Consider the following 17,158-nt stretch of genomic DNA (forward strand, 5'->3'; position numbering starts at 1 on the left):
TTAATCCCCTAAAATACAGTGTCAATGCCAATGCCAATGCCAATGCCAATGCCAATGCCAAACATATTAACGCTATTGCTACTCGGCCCGGGAGTAGGCGCAGGGTCAAACAAACCCCGACCGGCATTCAATTTTATGCGGGAGACTTCAAACTTTACTGCCACATCCCTGAGCACATCCCAACGTAGACCCAGGGTGGTAATATCCTGATCATCAACCAACGGGGTACCCCGTTGAAAATTTTCAAAGGTAATATTTGGCATAAAATTACCAATACGATAACCGAATGTAACATACCAGCTATCCGTCTTCATCATAGCCAGATTACCCATTTTCATATCAGCAATCTCATACATAAACAGGTAATTATCGATATCTACCTTGAGACCAAATGTCGTAGCCTCATGATTCTGACCATTCATCACAGGCATAGCAACAACATCTCTCATAGTACCCCGATAGGTCGAGAACTGTAACAACACCAGTTCATCCCAATCTGCCTTCAGGGTAACACCACCTAATTGACGGACATTGCCATCGACCATACTAATCTCTCCCTTAAACAGATCAGCACCGGTATAGGCCTCTCGGGTTATCTGTGGACCATTGCCCCCACACGCAGATCCAAACCCTCGATCAGATTCATGGTACCAAAAGCCCACTCAACACGAACGGTATAGTCATCCTCCTCTTGGGATGCAAACAACTGACCGGCAAAACGGAACCGCTCATTGATCTTGGCACGTACATTAAGCCCCATACGCGTACCAGAGAAACTACCATCATCGTCATGACCTTGCCCTGACACTCCATTAAATGGAGCCGAGTCATTGGTCTGATGATAATTAGCACTGGCAAAGCCACTAAAGGCAATACGATCTGTCCAATTAGCGGCTTGAGTTTGAATACTTGTTGTTGCCAGAACGGCTATGGTGAGGGTTGTTGTGAGTCTTTTATGCATAAAAATCAGCTCCTGCTTATAGTTATTACAATAACTTACCGTAAAGTAGAAGGTAACCCTAAAACAAAAAAACTGCCTATTGTCAATTATTTTTATAGGCGCATAAAAAACAAGGGGCTAATTAGCCCCTTGTTTTTTATGTGTTTCCGCTTACGTGAGAACGAAAAAATTAACCATTTTAATGATGGCCGTGCGATTCACCGCCATGATGTGATTCAGCTTCCTCAGGGGCACCAATCTTCGATTTAGCAAACATGCCTGCCTCAAAGTGACCGGGGATATTACAGGCGAATATCACCTCATCGTCACCCTTGAACTGCCATGTCAACTCCTTGGTCTCACCGGGCTTGATGGTCACGGTATTACCATCCGCATGAACCATACCGGGCATCTTACGCATCATGGCACGATGTTCCTCTTGTTCTTCCTCATCACCGATAGAAAACTCATGATTAATTTTACCTTCATTGGTAATCACAAACTTCACAATATCACCCGCTTGCAGATCCGGCTTTGACGAAAAATGATAACGCATGGTGTCCATTGCGCTAACCCGAATTGTCTTTGTTGCCTGTGATGCCATCGCAGGCTGACCAACAGGACTAATTTCATGACCATGCGAACCCTCTTCATCACCATGCCCCATTGAGCCCATATCATGCCCTGAATGCCCACCACCCGATGTCATGCCATGATCATCATGACCATGCGAACCACCTGCCAGTACCACACCTGAAACGGCACCACTTAATACTATTGCTATAAAAATTTTCTTAATTAACATACTTCAATCTCCTGATTTAAAAAATAACGCATTAACATCTACACCTTTCACACCGCCATTCATGCCTCGAACTTAACAGCGCAGCAGCGACCTTCACTCTCAATCCTTCGGCAATTCACATACCTGTTTAATACTGTGTCTGCGCCAGATAAAATAGATTGCCGGCACCACCAGCAGGGTCAATATCACAGCACTTACCATACCGCCCACCATCGGTGCAGCAATACGACTCATCACTTCCGAACCTGTTCCGGTACCATACAAAATAGGTAACAGACCAACGATAATGGCCGCTGCCGTCATCATCACCGGACGCACACGCATACCCGCACCATGTAACACGGCATGGCGCAGGGTTTCTTCCCGTGGAGCCACACCCTTGCTCTCACACTCATACAACATGTGACTATAAGCCTGGTTTAGATAGACCAGCATAATGACCCCAATCTCCACTGCCACCCCGGCCAGCGCAATAAAACCAACGCCCACAGCCACCGAGAAATTGAAGCCCTGTAGATACATCAACCAGATACTACCCACCATCGCCAGTGGCAAGGTACCCATAATAATTCCGACCTCAACAACATTACGAAAGTTTATAAACAACAACACGATAATAATCGCCAGGGTCAATGGCACCACATAGGTTAGTTTTTCCTTGGCACGCAACATATATTCATATTGCCCTGACCAACCAATGGAATAACCGGCAGGCAGCTCAAGCTGTTCATCAACAATCCGTTGCGCATTAACCACATAGCTACCGACATCCACATCTTCGATATCAATAAATGACCAGCCATTCAAACGTGCATTCTCACTCTTAATACCAGGGGGGCCATCCTCAATAAAGATATTCGCCACATCGCCCAGCGAGATACGTTGACCGTTCGGTGTTACCACTGGTAACAGAGACAGCTGCTCAGGTGAACTTCGATAGTCCTGTGGATAACGAATATTCACAGGATAACGCTCCAGCCCCTCAACCGTTTGCGTCACGTTCACACCACCAATCGCGGTCGCCACCACCTGTTGCACATCGGCAATATTCAGCCCATAACGTGCCGCCTTCTCGCGCTTGATATCCACCTTAATATAACGCCCACCGGCAACACGCTCAGAATAAACCGAGGCAGTACCAGGTACATCCTTGAGAATAACCTCCAGTTGCTCACCAATCTTCTGGATCTCAATTAACTCCGGCCCGGAAATCTTGATACCAACAGGCGTTTTGATACCCGTTGCCAACATATCAATACGGGTCTTGATCGGCATCACCCAGGCATTGGTGACACCCGGCAGTTTCACCAGTTGATCAAACTCTTTCTTCAAGCTCTCGGTGGTAACACCCTCACGCCACTGATCCTTCGGTTTTAACTGAATAAAGGTCTCGATCATGGTTAGAGGGGCAGGGTCAGTCGCTGTTTCTGCCCGTCCAACTTTACCAAAGACAGTCTTTACCTCGGGCACCGTATAAATTAATTTATCCGTCTGCTGAAGTAACTCCCTCGCCTTACCCACCGAGATGCCCGGATAAGTCGTTGGCATATACATCAAATCACCCTCATCCAGTGGTGGAATAAATTCACTACCGATTTTATCCAATGGCCAGATCCCGACACCCAGAATCAGCACGGCTATCAACAAGGTAACTTTGGGGAAATTCAATACCTTTTTTAATACCGGCATATAAACAGCGGTCAGCATGCGGTTAACCGGGTTCTTATGTTCGGGTAACACCTTGCCGCGAATAAAATACCCCATCAATACCGGCACCAGGGTAATTGCCAATGCAGCCGAAGCCGCCATAGCATAGGTCTTGGTGAAGGCGAGTGGTGCAAACATACGCCCTTCCTGTGCCTCCAGCGTAAACACGGGCACAAAACTAACAGTGATAATAAGCAGACTAAAGAATAGTGCCGGCCCCACCTCACTTGCCGATTCAGCCACAATCTGCCAACGGTTCTCTTTTGTGATCGGCGTTCGTTCCATGTGCTTGTGCATATTCTCGATCATCACAATAGCACCATCGATCATCGCGCCAATAGCAATCGCAATACCACCCAACGACATGATATTCGCATTCAGACCCTGCATATGCATGACCATAAAAGCAGTCAGGATACCCACCGGCAAACTGACAATCGCCACTAGTGATGAACGCACATGGAATAAAAACACCATACAGACTAAGGCAACAACAGCAAATTCCTCCAGCAATTTATGCCACAGGTTTTCAACTGCGCGTTCAATCAGACCACTACGATCATAGACCGTCACCACTTCAACCCCATCAGGCAGACCCTTCTTGAGTTGTTCCAGCTTGGCCTTGACACCATCAATGGTTTTTTGTGCATTCTCACCAAAACGCATCACCACAATGCCACCAACAACTTCACCTTCACCATTAAGCTCGGCAACACCGCGACGCATCTGTGGACCGATACCAATATCCGCCACATCCTTTAACAATAAAGGGGTACCATTTTGATTCACACCCAGAGGGATATTTCCCAAATCCTCCTTATTTTGCAGATAGCCACTGGCACGCACCATATATTCGGCTTCCGCCATTTCAACCACTGAGGCACCAATCTCCTGATTACCGCGCTTGATTGCCGTCTGTATATGCGACAAAGGGATACCAAAGGCTCTTAGCTTGTCCGGGTTTATCTTGACCTGATATTGCTTGACCATACCGCCCAGAGCCGATACCTCGGATACACCTGGAACCGTTTGTAGCTCATATTTCAGGAACCAATCCTGCAAACTACGCAATTGGCTAATATCATTCTGACCCGTCTTATCAACCAATGCATACAGATACACCCAACCGACACCCGTTGCATCCGGGCCTAGTTGCGGTCTGGCATTAGCGGGCAAATCCGGTGCGACCTGACTGAGATATTCCAGCACACGACTTCGTGCCCAATAAAGATCAGTCTGTTCATCGAAGATGATATAGACATAGGAATCACCAAAGAAGGAATAACCACGCACTGTGACTGCACCAGGCACCGATAACATTGCTGTGGTCAACGGATAGGTCACCTGATCCTCGACCACCTGAGGGGCCTGCCCCGGATAGGTTGTCTTAATAATCACCTGCACATCGGATAAATCCGGCAGTGCATCAACCGGGGTGTTTTTTAATGAAAACAGTCCCAGACCAACCAGGATCGCCGTTGCCAACAAGACAAAGAAGCGATTATTTACCGACCAATGAATAATAGAAGTAATCATATTGCCAACCCCTATTGATTATTCGACTGGATATCAGTCACAACAAATTCACCATCTGTAATCTGGAAGGTAAACTGGATCTTCATCCCCTCACTCAGCGTTGACATATCCACCTCATCACTAACGATAAAGTTCATCGTTGCCGCTCCCTTGTTCCATTTTTCAATCGGACCACGACTGATATTCAACATACGATGTCCCACCATAATGCTATTGATAACACCGTTGGTTGTTGCCGTATTGTTATCACCCGCACTACGCACATCGATGACCTCGAAGTTACCTTCATCTGTTTTACTGATCTTGATATCCAGCGTCATGCCTTTTTTCAAGCGCGTAAAATCAACCGCCTCAGAGACAATAAAATCCATCGTCATTGAAGGCCAATCCCATGCCGTAATAGCCTGGTGTGAAACATTCAACATTCTATGACCCGCCATCAGACTATTAATCGTTGCCTCGACCCAAACGGAAGTTGCCATTCCGGCATCTTCATCATCATTATTCATACGCTTAAAGTCAGAGGTCTTGCTGGATTCAGAATCAAGCAGGAATTGTGCCGATGACACCACTTTCTCACCTTCGTCGATACCCGATATAATCTCGGCTGAGTCCTCATCAAACCGACCCACTTCAACCTTGATCGACTTGAAATGTCCTTTACCAAGTGCCAGCACAACACGATCATTACTACCCGTACGAATCACAGCCTCACGCGGGATTAGCAGGGTATCATCCGCACTACGCGCGTGAATCACCACCTGTGCAAACATATTAGGTTTCAGCTCTTCGGCTTTATTATCAAACCGCAAACGAACCTTGAGTGTGCGTGTTTTGGCATCCAGGGTTGGATAGATATAATCCACCTTGCCTTCCCACTTTCTTCCCGGTAGAAAACCCAGCGACATGGTAACCAGTGAACCCTCAGCAACCAGAAATGCCTGACGTTCAAACACCTCAGCCTCTACCCAGACCTGATCCAATGCACCAATCGACATAATAGTCGTCCCCGGCTGCACGAAGAATCCTTCACGAATATTCAAGTTGTCCACCACCCCACTTTGTGGCGCAAAAAAGGTAATCGTTTGTTTAACCTTTTTTGTCCTCTTGAGTTGATTAATGGCCACCTGTGGGATCTGTAATGCCTTGAGTCGATCAACCGCCGCCTGTATCAGACGCTGGTTTTTTCGATCCATGGCAAACACCAATTCTTCCTGTGCATTCACCAACTCAGGTGAATAGATCTCATAAAGTGGCTCCCCTTTCTCCACTGGATCACCTGATGCCTTAATATACAGCTTTTCAATCCAGCCCTTCACCCTGGGATGAATATGAACCAGTTGATCCTCGTCATACTGCACATAACCCACTGTTTTGATCTCAGAATGCAAGGTACCGTATTTTGCCACTGCTGTGCGCACACCCAGATTATTAACCACATCAGGAGAGATTCTGATCGTGCCCGGCCCTTCATCCACTCCAGTATTCGCCTCTTCATAAAAGGGAATTAGATCCATTCCCATAGGCGACTTCCCTGGTTTATCCCGTTTGTAGTTGGGATCCATCGGGGCAACCCAATACAGTGGTTTTTTCTCAGCCGTTGCAGCGCCCTGGCTCGATGAGTCTCCAGCAGGTTGAAACCAGACAGAAAAAATACCCACAGTAACAACCGCACCCAAAATCACTCCGGTGATCAACACACCTGTTGAACCTTTATTATCACTCATCATTTATCTCCCATACGATGATCATCGGCAGTAACCGCATCGACACTTGTCTCAAAAAAATAATTTAACTGAATAATCGCCCTTTGCCTTTCCACATTGATAATCAACTCATCAATCTCGGCATTCAACTCGGCAATACGCGCACGCACGACCTCGGAAAAATCACCATCATCATTGGTATAAGCCGTCAGAGAAGCATCGGCTTGCTCATGCATTTGTGGTAACAACCGTCCCTGATAAAGAGTTTTACGCTCATTCAAACGCTGCAACTTAGCCCTGCTGGTTTCAAATGATGCCATTAATTTTCTTAACAACAACCATTCCTCGGTCTTCACTGCCTCGGTGCGGGACACCGCAGACTGAAGTTGCTTATCCTGACGTTTAGCAGTAAAGACAGGCAGATCAAAACTCACGCCTAACGAGAAAAGATCGGCACGATTATTCCCGACCGGGGTATCCGAGCGATAACCATATCCAGCATTAAGTCCCCACGCTGGCTTATACTTTTGTCGAGCCAGTTCAATCCCGGCGCGACTTGCCTTGATCTTCTGCTTCAAGGTCATTACCGCCGGGTGGCGGGAGAAATAACCTAATAACACAGACGGATCAACCGTTGTTGTGGTGGTATACAACTGAGGGTTCAATAAACCGGTATCCGGCAACTGCCGACTGAGGGAAAAACCGGATGACAACAAGAATTGTCCTATCCCTGTGTTTTTTGAATATTGATCAACAAAGGAATCACTCAGCCACTCGGAGAGCCGCTGCAATGACATTTCCTGGTGCTGATGCAGCACGGTCAAGCGATCATCCAGACGCGTCAATTCCAGTTGTGCCCGCACTATATCCTGCTGTCGAGTGCGACCCAGAGCCGAAGAATAACTGGCCTGGGCAACATCCGCCAACTGCTCAAATAAGTCCCTGTTCTTATCGATCAGTGCGATGCTTTCCTGTGCCTTGTAAGCATCCAGCCAAAGCTGACTGACAGTAACCACTATCCTGGCCTTACGATTCTCACGTTGATACGGATATTGTGTACCCATTAACTGTAGTTGTTGCTGACGGATCGACAGACTATCACCACGCGGGAACATCTGGGAAATGCCCACCTTGAACTGGGTCATTCCCTCCTGATCAAAATTGAAGGTATCCATTGGCAGGTTAGCCATGCCAATCGACATCTTTGGATCAGGCAAGGTGCCAGCAGAAATACTCAATGCATCCACTGCATCCTGTGAATGCTGATTGCCGACCAACCAAGGGTCATTTAACTGTGCAGCGTTGACTGCCGCATCAAGATTTAACACCCAACGATTACCCTGTGTCGATTCATCCGCATATAGCGAAGAGACACTGATTGCCAGAACACCTGACAGTAACACTGCTCGTATCATTAGTATTGCTCCTCTTGAGTATCAATATGGGCATATCTGGCAACCGTGCCATCTGCCTTTAACATCAGCACATCATACGGCATAAACTTTTTCCCGACTTCCATGCCCGGGCTACCCACAGGCATCGCCGGTACCGTCAAGCCAATCGCACCCGCAGGCTTTTCAGCCAGAAATTGTTGCACGATACGCGCCGGGATATGACCTTCAAACACATACCCTGTCTCTGAAACAGCGGTATGACAAGACTGATAGTAAGCCGGCACACCCTTCTCTCGTTTTAACGCCGACAGGTCCTCCAGATTATGTGCAATCACCTGATAACCATTCGTTTCCATATGTGTAATCCATTTACCACAACAGCCACAAGAAGCCCTTTTATAGACCTCCAGCACGGGTGACTTATCAGCTTGCGGGGCAATCACTTGTTGTTGCTGACGGCCATCATCATTTTCACTCGCGCAGGCAAGCGTAGACAAAGCCATAACAGCTATCAATAGATTCTTGGTAAGGTATTGCTTGAACATAATTATCTCTCATTAACCTGTTTAAAAAAACAAGTATACTACGTGATTAATATCAGCCTGGATTGAGCGATAAGCGCAAACAGCAGACAGAACTATCTTGTATCAAGCAGTAATCGGAGGACGGTAGAGAGAGATGGGGAATTGGCTAATCGTTAATGATCGAGCCGGAGAAACTATCTGAAAGGAGACCGTAACAACATCATTGGAATGAATCACATTGGGCAACATCGCTGATACGCAACCATTCATTGGACAATGACATTCTTGTTTACAACAATCGGCAGTCGCCGTTGTCATATCAACCATGCCATGAGAGGTATGATTCATCATACTCATACCCACGTAGGTCGAATCATTCTGAACAGTGGCCGGAGCCTCCATCATCGGGGCAGGAATAACCGCAGCCGCTATTGCCTGACTAATAAAGCCCAGCAACATCAGCATTACAATTAAAAATCTGCTTCTACCCAATGACATTAATTAAAAAACCTGTCGTGAATGATAAAATGTAGGATACAGCTAAATCAAAAAAGTTCAATATAAAAATTTATTCCCAAAAACATACAGGCAAGCTGATTCGGTATGCTATATTAAATTTATAATTATCCCAGAGGTTCCATAATTTAAGGAGGCAGGACATGTCAACTGATCCAGTGTGCGGTATGCAGGTAACGGATGAGAAGCAGTACCATACCGATTATGCGAATAAAACCTATCACTTTTGTAGTGAACACTGTCAGCATAAATTTGAAGCTGCCCCCGACGAATATGTAAAAACCGCCTCACTAAAAGACCCGGTATGCGGCATGGATATTACCGAAGACGCGGAAAACCACACCGAATACGAGGGAAAGACCTGGTATTTTTGTAGTGAGGGTTGCCTAGGCAAGTTCAAGGCAGCACCACAGCAATACACGCCAACCGAAACAGCCAGCGATGACGAACATAGCTGCTGTCATGGGCATTCGCATGATGCTCCCCCCGCATCTACCGACACCCCAGCCGATACTGGCGCAACTTATACCTGTCCCATGCACCCTGAGGTTGAACAACAAGGTCCCGGCGCATGTCCCAAGTGTGGCATGGCACTGGAGCTAAAGGATATCCCACTTTCCAATACAGAAACAAAATACACCTGCCCCATGCATCCCGAAGTGATTCAGGATCATCCCGGCAGTTGCCCCAAGTGCGGCATGGCACTGGAGGCAATGACTGTCGAAGCTGAAGAAGACACCAGCGAACTGGATTACATGAGTAAACGTTTTTGGATCAGCGCCGCACTGGCTATCCCGGTATTATTCAGTGCCATGGCCGCTGAGTTCTGGCCGCAGAGCATGGCGGAAATAATCGACCCCAGCCTGCGCCAATGGCTAGAGATGATTGTATCAACACCAGTAATTATCTGGGGTGGCTGGGTATTCTATGTACGCGCCGTACAATCGGTTATCACACGCAACCTGAATATGTTTACCCTCATCGGGCTTGGTGTCTCGGTGGCCTACACCTATAGTATTATCGCTACTATCTTTCCCGAGGTATTCCCGCCAGCGGTATTTAATGATGTTGGCGTTGTGCCGGTTTATTTCGAAGCAGCAGCCGTCATCACTGCATTGATATTACTGGGACAGGTGCTGGAACTACGCGCACGTAGCCAGACCAATGCCGCCATCAAATTATTATTGGGGCTAGCGCCTAAAACGGCACGGATCGTACGTGAAGATGGTAGCGAAGAAGATATCCCCATGGAACATGTACAGGTCGGTGATACGCTACGAATTCGTCCGGGTGAAAAGGTTCCAGTGGATGGCTCGGTCATCGAAGGTGAAAGTAATGTCGATGAGTCCATGGTCACTGGCGAGCCCATACCCGTAGCAAAGACAACGGGCGAACGCCTGATTGGGGCAACCGTTAATGGTACCGGTGGTCTGTTAATGCGCGCCGAAAAAGTGGGCGCAGATACTTTGTTATCACAGATCGTTAAAATGGTAGCTGATGCCCAGCGTTCACGCGCACCCATTCAGCGATTAGTCGATACTGTAGCCGGTTACTTTGTACCTGTCGTAGTCGTGGTTGCCATCATCACCTTCTTTGTCTGGGCTTTATGGGGGCCCGAACCCGCTATCGCCTATGCGGTCATTAATGCTGTTGCGGTATTAATCATCGCTTGCCCTTGTGCGTTAGGGCTGGCAACCCCCATGTCCATCATGGTGGGTACCGGCAAGGGTGCCATGATGGGTGTGTTGTTCAAGAATGCCGAGGCCCTGGAGGTACTGAGAAAAGTCGACACCCTGGTGGTAGATAAAACCGGTACGCTAACCGAAGGAAAACCAAAACTGGTCGCCGTAAACCCTGTCGACGGTTTCACCGAAGATGAATCGCTACAACTTATTGCCAGTCTGGAACGTGCCAGCGAACACCCCCTGGCAGAGGCCATTGTACAAGGTGCCGAGGAACGTCAACTGAAACTGGTGAAGGCCGAAAACTTTCAGTCTATCACCGGCAAAGGTGTTACCGGTGATGTCGATGGGCGTAGCGTCGCCATGGGTAATATCAAGTTACTGGAAGACCTGGGTATCGATGCCGGTAATCTGCCACAACAGGCCGACACACAACGCGCTGATGGTCAGACGGTGATGTTTTTCACTATTGATGGCAAGGCCGCTGGTCTGATCGGTGTCGCCGATCCGGTCAAAGAGACCACCCCCGAGGCCATTCGCGACTTGCATGCAGCGGGTATCAAGGTTGTCATGCTCACCGGTGACAGTCGCAAAACAGCCGAAGCGGTAGCCGCCAAATTAAATATCGATCAGGTTCAGGCCGAAGTCTTGCCCGATCAAAAGGCTGCCGTGGTCAAGCAACTTCAGGACGAGGGTCACATTGTCGCCATGGCCGGTGACGGTATCAATGATGCTCCCGCTCTGGCACAAGCTCATGTCGGTGTTGCTATGGGTACTGGTACTGATGTTGCTATGGAAAGTGCCGGAGTCACGTTAATCAAGGGTGATCTACGGGGTATCGTGCGGGCGCGGCGTTTATCACAGGCCACCATGCGCAACATCCGTCAGAACCTGTTCTTCGCCTTCATCTATAACGCCGCTGGAGTGCCGATAGCTGCCGGGATACTCTACCCTGTATTTGGCATCCTGCTATCACCTATTATTGCTGCAGCAGCCATGAGCTTCAGTTCGGTGTCTGTTATTACTAATGCACTGCGATTGAGGAATGTTAAATTGTAGATCGTTTCTGGTGCGCAGTGCGCACCCTACCGGAGATTATAGGTAAGGTGCGTACCACGCACCATTAAAAAATCGGCGCTGGTTTCTGATGTACAGTGCTCACCCTACATGGAAGCTTATGGATCATAACGAAGATACAATAGATCCCTCTGCACCAATTGAGATCGCTGGTGCCGGCCCTGCCGGATTAGCCGCCGCCATTACATTGGCGACTGCGGGTCGTCGGGTTATTGTGCATGAAGCACACCAAGAAGTCGGTCAACGTTTTGATGGAGACTTCCAGGGCATTGAAAACTGGACGACCGAGGAAGATGCCTTAGCAACATTGAGTACAGCAGGATTAACCACTGCATTTACCGCCAAACCTTACTGCCAGGGCAGCGCCTTTGATGCCAGCGGCAAGCGCTATGAGATCAAGACCAATGAACCGCTGTTCTATCTGGTAGAACGGGGTCCCGGTCCTGACACGTTGGATAGCGCCCTGCTCCAACAGGCTCAAGAACTTGGTGTAGAGGTTCGTTTTAATAGTCGGCTACAACATATTGCCGGTGCCGGCATCCTGGCCTCGGGGCCACATGCAGCGGATGCCATTGCCGTCGGCTATCACTTCGATACTGATATAGAGGATGGCTTTTGGGTTATTTGTGACGACAACCTGGCACCCCAGGGCTATGCCTATCTACTCATAATGGGCGGTAAAGGTACCGTCAAGAGCTGTATGTTTAGCGATTTCAAACAAGAAAAGATTTACGTCCAGCGGACAATAGAAGCCTTTCAAAAGCTGACAGGACTAGATATGCACAACCCTCGACCTCACGGTGGTAGTGGCAACTTTGTCATCCCGGATAGCGCCTATGGTGGCATACACCCCATAGTCGGTGAACAAGCGGGGTTCCAGGATACCTTATGGGGCTTTGGTATGCGTCTGGCAATCTCATCCGGGGTTCTTGCCGCACAAAGCCTGTTAAATCATGAGAACTACGACAGGCTATGGCAGCAACAACTAAAACCCCAAATGGAGACTTCAATCGTAAATCGGGCCATGTTCAGCCTGTTGGGTAATCGCGGCTATCGCTGGTTTCTGCGTAACCAGGCATCCAACCCTGACCTGCGGACATCACTGCGTCATCAATACCGGGGGTCATTCTTCAAGCGACTATTACTGCCTCTGGCAAGGCTTCGTTATCAGAGTCAACGCAAGAATGTCAGCTGCAACCATGTTGACTGCCAATGCGTCTGGTGTCGTAGCCAACGCTGTAGTCATGGCTGATACGGAAACCATCCAGCTTTATACCGAAGGGGATCGCTTATTCGATGCCATGCTGGCAGCCATTGAAAACGCACAAAAACAGGTGTGGCTAGAGACCTATATCTTTGCCGATGACGAGGTAGGCCGCCGCTTTGCCCACGCCTTATCTGAACGAGCCAAAGCCGGGGTGCAGGTTCGTCTACTGGTCGATGCAGTAGGGTCACTATTTCAGTTTTATCGTTCACTCGGTTCCGATCTCGAACAAGCGGGGGTACAAGTTCATCACTTCCATCGCTGGTACTGGCGCAAGCCCCTGCGTTATAACCGTCGGGATCATCGTAAGTTACTGGTCGTCGATGGCTGTCATGCCTTTCTTGGCGGATTCAATATTCATCGGGAAAGCTCACAACACTATTTTGGTAATGCACGCTGGCGCGATACCCACGCCTCTTTTCGAGGCGAACTGGCACAACAGGCTGCTGAATTATTTGATGCCTTCTGGCATGGTGATAAACATCACCTGCCGATTGATAACAAGCAGGCTAAAAGCACTCTGGTTGCCAATCAAACCCGCTTTTACCGACGCCAACTCAATAGCATCTATAATGATTTCCTCGGCAACGCCAAACAACAGGTGTGCCTGACAACGCCCTATTTTGTGCCGGATCACCATACCCAAAAAGTCTTGATAGCCGCCGTAAAACGCGGGGTTGAAGTGCGCTTACTGGTGCCCCATACCGGCGATGTACGTTTGGCTCGTTGGGCCGCTAATGCTGTTTATGCTCGATTACTGGATAATGGAGTCAGAATCTTTGAGTACCTTCCCCGCATGCTACATGCCAAGGTTGCCATTGTAGATGGTAACTGGGCGACATTAGGCACTGCTAACCTCGATTATCGTAGCCTGATTCAGAACTATGAATTAAACCTGGTCAGTCGCGATACCGATTTCTGTCACCAGTTACAGGCACAATTTGAAGAAGACCTGAAAGAGGCCTCCGCCGTATGCCCGGTACGCTGGCATCAACGCCGCTGGGTACCACGTCTCGCCGAATTTCTAGGCTGGTGTGTCCGACGTTGGTTATGATCCCTTAAGAAACTCAAAAACCAGACGTTATATAAAGAACCCCTCTATTCAACCACACGAGCAAAGAACCATGTCCAGCATCCCCGCTATCAATGCAGCCACTCAGGGAATTCAGCGCGGCCTGCAGGGACTCAGCAAGAGCACTGCCGAAATAGCCAAGGCCGGCGATATTACTCAAGCCAGTGTTGATATCATACAAAATGAAAATCTGATTGAGGCATCAGCCAAAGCCGTCAAGCTAATTGATGATACCCTTGGATCCATCATAGATACTCAAGCCTGAATTAAATCGGTCATTCATTCCCGCTCAACCTTGTCATTCCCACGCAGGCGGGAATCCATAGACAACAATCTAGACAAACGTCAGGATCAAGCTGGAAACAAATGCTCAAACGGACGGGTATTGAAAACTTCCGATTTACTAACCAGTAATCATAGGTAATGCTACTCATCCTAATCATGACAAAGACCTACGTAAAAACGTAAGCCTTTGAATTGTTTGGCGCGCCCGGAGCGATTCGAACGCCCGACCGCCTGGTTCGTAGTTCCCAAAAGTGATATTTTATATTTTTCAATTACTTATAGACCCGCCCTCGCCTTTAAGTCTCGCCAACACTCGCTGAGTATCGCTGAGCCATTTTGCTTTTCTACGTTAGAATCAATCAACAATACGCCACCTGTTCGTGATGGCAATAGGCACACGTAGTGCTATAATTGCTCATTATGAAACCTATCAACTGGAATCCAGAAAAAAATCGCAAGCTTATCGAGGAAAGAGATATCTCTTTTGAGGATATAGTTTTCTCTTTGCAATCAGGCTGTTTGCTCGATGATATTGCTCATCCTAATAATAAAAAATATCCACATCAACGGGTGTTCGTTGTGGCTATAGATGAGTATGCATACTTGGTTCCATATATTGAAAATGATGAAGAGATATTCCTTAAAACAGTCATGCCTAGTCGGAAAGCGACTAAACATTATTTTGGAGAAAAATGATGAACAAAATTAATTTAGATAAAGAAGAGCAAGAACTTCTGGATGCTTATGATTCAGGTGAATTTAAATCCGTCATGACTGATGAACGAAAGAAGTCAATCGAACAGTCAGCCGCACTTACGTTTAAGAAAAACAAAAGGATTAATATTAGATTATCTGGAAGAGATTTATCAGCTCTTCAAAGGAGAGCACTAGAAGAAGGTATGCCTTATCAAACCTTGGTAGCTAGTATTTTGCATAAATATGTTTCCGGTAGTTTGTATGATGTCACAGCTAACAAGCGCAATTAACTCGGATGACAAGTACGAAAACCTACTAAAACCGTAGATCGAAAAGAAGCACAGGAGTTGGGAGGCTGGTCTGATGTCCGTATGGTTCAGCGTTATGTCCACCTTGCCCCTGAGCATTTCAGACACATTGCCTGGGATGTCTGGTATGGGGGCACATTTTTGGGTACACCCCATATTTCAGGCATAAAAATGGCCTATCAAATATAGGTTGCTTATATTATATTGCGCCTTGCTATTAATTGGGAAATTAAATCATGGCTGAAAATGCAGTAGTTCGCGCTCGTATTAATGAGCACATCAAAGAAGAGGCCGCCACCGTGCTGGCCACAATGGGCCTAACCATATCAGATGCCTTTAGAATGATGTTAATCTATCGAAAACCAAGTGACGAGGTATTACAACTTGTTCGTCTTGGTTCGCATAGTGAGCTGGGGCTGTAATAAGCCAGCGCATGGCATCAGCCATCTTAGCGTACGTTTTCGTACCGTTGGGCTTCAAACCCTGAATATTGCTGAATGTGTAAAGCGCCTGGAGTTCTGAGTACGTTGTGCTTCTGTCCGACAACAGTCATGACTTAATCTAGTTTTATCGTCTGAGTATTGCAATCCAACGCCATAAGTTTAAAAGACTTGCTAACGAACCTGCTAAATACGTTAACGCTGCTGCGCGTAAAATGCGACGTACTTTTGGAATATCTTCAGTCTCTATATAACCTGATTCAAGAATAGGTAATGCCTTGTTGAAACTAGCATCTATTTCCACAGGTAAAGTAACCAAATGAACAAGTGCAGCCATAAACATTGAACCAATTCCAACAGCAAGTAAAAAACCACCCAGTGCAGGTGCACGAGTTAAAGCTATGACGATTGGCATGATCATCATGGCAGAGACCCCGAATTTTTGTACCGCATTTGCAAATATAACAAGACGTCCTCGCCATGCTAATAAAGGTTCTTTTCTGTGATGTTGAATCGCGTGTCCTACTTCATGTGCAGCAACAGCAATTGCAGTTAATGATTTATCGTCAAAATTATTAGGTGATAAGCGTACAACCCGATCCATTGGATCATAGTGATCTGAGTTGGCATCTGTTTTTTCAACTTTGACGTGTGACATTTCAAATCGATCAAGTAGATATCGAGCAAGCTCTCCACCAGTACCTTGAAGACGATCTAATGATTTTGCATAACGACGGAAGGTATATTGAGCCCACCATTGTGGACCAAATAAAAGAGCAATAATGAGTAGCAAGATAATTATAAAATGCATAATGAATAAATATACCAGAAGATCAAAGAGCCAGGAGGCTAGTCTAATGTGCGAATGGTATTGGCCGAAATACCCAGCTCTCTGGCTACTGCTTTCTTGCTCAAGCCATTGCCCTTGTCGAACAGCGATTTGATTTTATGAATCATATTCCACTCCTTCAAAGCCATCTCCAAAATAAATCTGGGAATGGTACGGGCTATTCACCCAACATAATGAAAAAGGGGGGCAATTTTGTTGTCCGCTGGGGGATCAGTGTGAACGACTACCGGCTAAAGCCGGTAGCTTCAAATTACGGCTGAAAGCCGTTCATTCCGCCTGAAGGCGGGCTACAATACACTGAAGTCATCATCAGGGTCATTAGGCTTCTGGTTCTTTATGTATTCTTTCCACACTTC

General features: G+C 47.3%; 16 protein-coding genes. 7 read left to right on the forward strand and 9 right to left on the reverse strand.

Annotation, left to right across the window (positions count from 1 at the left end):
- Positions 1-8: 8 nt before the first annotated feature.
- From GXP22_07110 to GXP22_07145, 8 genes are all read right to left on the reverse strand, one after another.
- Entirely contained in the window at positions 9-545 is a 537-nt protein-coding gene (locus GXP22_07110) for a hypothetical protein (protein NOX09239.1), read from the reverse strand.
- A gap of 47 nt (positions 546-592) precedes the next feature.
- Positions 593-961 (reverse strand): hypothetical protein, encoded by a 369-nt coding sequence (locus tag GXP22_07115; protein ID NOX09240.1) that lies wholly within the window; start codon positions 959-961, stop codon positions 593-595.
- A gap of 178 nt (positions 962-1,139) precedes the next feature.
- Positions 1,140-1,745: a cupredoxin family protein gene (locus GXP22_07120; GenBank protein NOX09241.1), complete on the reverse strand. Its 606-nt coding sequence runs from the start codon at positions 1,743-1,745 to the stop codon at positions 1,140-1,142.
- Positions 1,746-1,844: 99 nt separating this feature from the next.
- Positions 1,845-4,988, reverse strand: coding sequence for an efflux RND transporter permease subunit (locus GXP22_07125; protein ID NOX09242.1), 3,144 nt, complete (start codon positions 4,986-4,988; stop codon positions 1,845-1,847).
- Between the two features lie 11 nt (positions 4,989-4,999).
- Positions 5,000-6,715 carry an efflux RND transporter periplasmic adaptor subunit gene (locus GXP22_07130; protein ID NOX09243.1) on the reverse strand — a complete coding sequence of 572 codons (1,716 nt, stop codon included), beginning with the start codon at positions 6,713-6,715 and terminating at the stop codon, positions 5,000-5,002.
- Entirely contained in the window at positions 6,715-8,109 is a 1,395-nt protein-coding gene (locus GXP22_07135; protein ID NOX09244.1) for a TolC family protein, read from the reverse strand. The genes GXP22_07130 and GXP22_07135 overlap by 1 nt, the downstream gene beginning before the upstream one ends.
- Entirely contained in the window at positions 8,109-8,591 is a 483-nt protein-coding gene (locus tag GXP22_07140) for a DUF411 domain-containing protein (GenBank protein ID NOX09245.1), read from the reverse strand. The genes GXP22_07135 and GXP22_07140 overlap by 1 nt, the downstream gene beginning before the upstream one ends.
- A 144-nt stretch (positions 8,592-8,735) precedes the next feature.
- Entirely contained in the window at positions 8,736-9,077 is a 342-nt protein-coding gene (locus tag GXP22_07145; GenBank protein ID NOX09246.1) for a hypothetical protein, read from the reverse strand.
- Between the two features lie 194 nt (positions 9,078-9,271).
- Here GXP22_07145 and GXP22_07150 point away from each other — a divergent pair, with 194 nt between their 5' ends.
- The 7 genes from GXP22_07150 (at position 9,272) to GXP22_07180 (ending at position 15,934) form a co-directional block, all read left to right on the forward strand.
- Complete coding sequence (locus GXP22_07150; GenBank protein NOX09247.1) at positions 9,272-11,869, forward strand: heavy metal translocating P-type ATPase; 2,598 nt, start codon at positions 9,272-9,274, stop codon at positions 11,867-11,869.
- 118 nt (positions 11,870-11,987) lie between these two features.
- Positions 11,988-13,139, forward strand: coding sequence for an FAD-binding protein (locus GXP22_07155; GenBank protein NOX09248.1), 1,152 nt, complete (start codon positions 11,988-11,990; stop codon positions 13,137-13,139).
- Positions 13,072-14,205 (forward strand): cardiolipin synthase B, encoded by a 1,134-nt coding sequence (locus tag GXP22_07160; GenBank protein NOX09249.1) that lies wholly within the window; start codon positions 13,072-13,074, stop codon positions 14,203-14,205. The genes GXP22_07155 and GXP22_07160 overlap by 68 nt, the downstream gene beginning before the upstream one ends.
- A gap of 70 nt (positions 14,206-14,275) precedes the next feature.
- Positions 14,276-14,488 (forward strand): hypothetical protein, encoded by a 213-nt coding sequence (locus tag GXP22_07165; GenBank protein ID NOX09250.1) that lies wholly within the window; start codon positions 14,276-14,278, stop codon positions 14,486-14,488.
- 440 nt (positions 14,489-14,928) lie between these two features.
- Entirely contained in the window at positions 14,929-15,204 is a 276-nt protein-coding gene (locus tag GXP22_07170; protein ID NOX09251.1) for a BrnT family toxin, read from the forward strand.
- Positions 15,204-15,494, forward strand: a complete 291-nt coding sequence (locus tag GXP22_07175) for a hypothetical protein (protein ID NOX09252.1) — start codon at positions 15,204-15,206, stop codon at positions 15,492-15,494. Before GXP22_07170 ends, GXP22_07175 begins: the two co-directional genes overlap by 1 nt.
- Positions 15,495-15,748: 254 nt before the next feature.
- Complete coding sequence (locus GXP22_07180) at positions 15,749-15,934, forward strand: hypothetical protein (protein ID NOX09253.1); 186 nt, start codon at positions 15,749-15,751, stop codon at positions 15,932-15,934.
- Positions 15,935-16,079: 145 nt separating this feature from the next.
- On the opposite strand, the gene GXP22_07185 is transcribed toward GXP22_07180, so the two are convergent.
- The gene (locus tag GXP22_07185; GenBank protein ID NOX09254.1) at positions 16,080-16,763 is read right to left on the reverse strand and encodes a zinc metallopeptidase; all 684 of its coding nucleotides are present in this window, start codon (positions 16,761-16,763) and stop codon (positions 16,080-16,082) included.
- Positions 16,764-17,158 lie beyond the last annotated feature (395 nt).

The organism is Gammaproteobacteria bacterium, assembly GCA_013151035.1.
In the GTDB taxonomy this organism is placed as follows: domain Bacteria; phylum Pseudomonadota; class Gammaproteobacteria; order JAADJB01; family JAADJB01; genus JAADJB01.

Coding starts and splice junctions, on each gene's coding strand:
- GXP22_07165 (NOX09250.1), top strand. CDS start 14,276: ATGTCCAGCATCCCCGCTATCAATGCAGCCACTCAGGGAATTCAGCGC.
- GXP22_07125 (NOX09242.1), bottom strand. CDS start 4,988: ATGATTACTTCTATTATTCATTGGTCGGTAAATAATCGCTTCTTTGTC.
- GXP22_07150 (NOX09247.1), top strand. CDS start 9,272: ATGTCAACTGATCCAGTGTGCGGTATGCAGGTAACGGATGAGAAGCAG.
- GXP22_07180 (NOX09253.1), top strand. CDS start 15,749: ATGGCTGAAAATGCAGTAGTTCGCGCTCGTATTAATGAGCACATCAAA.
- GXP22_07120 (NOX09241.1), bottom strand. CDS start 1,745: ATGTTAATTAAGAAAATTTTTATAGCAATAGTATTAAGTGGTGCCGTT.
- GXP22_07160 (NOX09249.1), top strand. CDS start 13,072: ATGTCAGCTGCAACCATGTTGACTGCCAATGCGTCTGGTGTCGTAGCC.
- GXP22_07145 (NOX09246.1), bottom strand. CDS start 9,077: ATGCTGATGTTGCTGGGCTTTATTAGTCAGGCAATAGCGGCTGCGGTT.
- GXP22_07170 (NOX09251.1), top strand. CDS start 14,929: ATGAAACCTATCAACTGGAATCCAGAAAAAAATCGCAAGCTTATCGAG.
- GXP22_07185 (NOX09254.1), bottom strand. CDS start 16,763: ATGCATTTTATAATTATCTTGCTACTCATTATTGCTCTTTTATTTGGT.
- GXP22_07115 (NOX09240.1), bottom strand. CDS start 961: ATGCATAAAAGACTCACAACAACCCTCACCATAGCCGTTCTGGCAACA.
- GXP22_07175 (NOX09252.1), top strand. CDS start 15,204: ATGAACAAAATTAATTTAGATAAAGAAGAGCAAGAACTTCTGGATGCT.
- GXP22_07110 (NOX09239.1), bottom strand. CDS start 545: ATGGTCGATGGCAATGTCCGTCAATTAGGTGGTGTTACCCTGAAGGCA.
- GXP22_07155 (NOX09248.1), top strand. CDS start 11,988: ATGGATCATAACGAAGATACAATAGATCCCTCTGCACCAATTGAGATC.
- GXP22_07140 (NOX09245.1), bottom strand. CDS start 8,591: ATGGCTTTGTCTACGCTTGCCTGCGCGAGTGAAAATGATGATGGCCGT.
- GXP22_07135 (NOX09244.1), bottom strand. CDS start 8,109: ATGATACGAGCAGTGTTACTGTCAGGTGTTCTGGCAATCAGTGTCTCT.
- GXP22_07130 (NOX09243.1), bottom strand. CDS start 6,715: ATGAGTGATAATAAAGGTTCAACAGGTGTGTTGATCACCGGAGTGATT.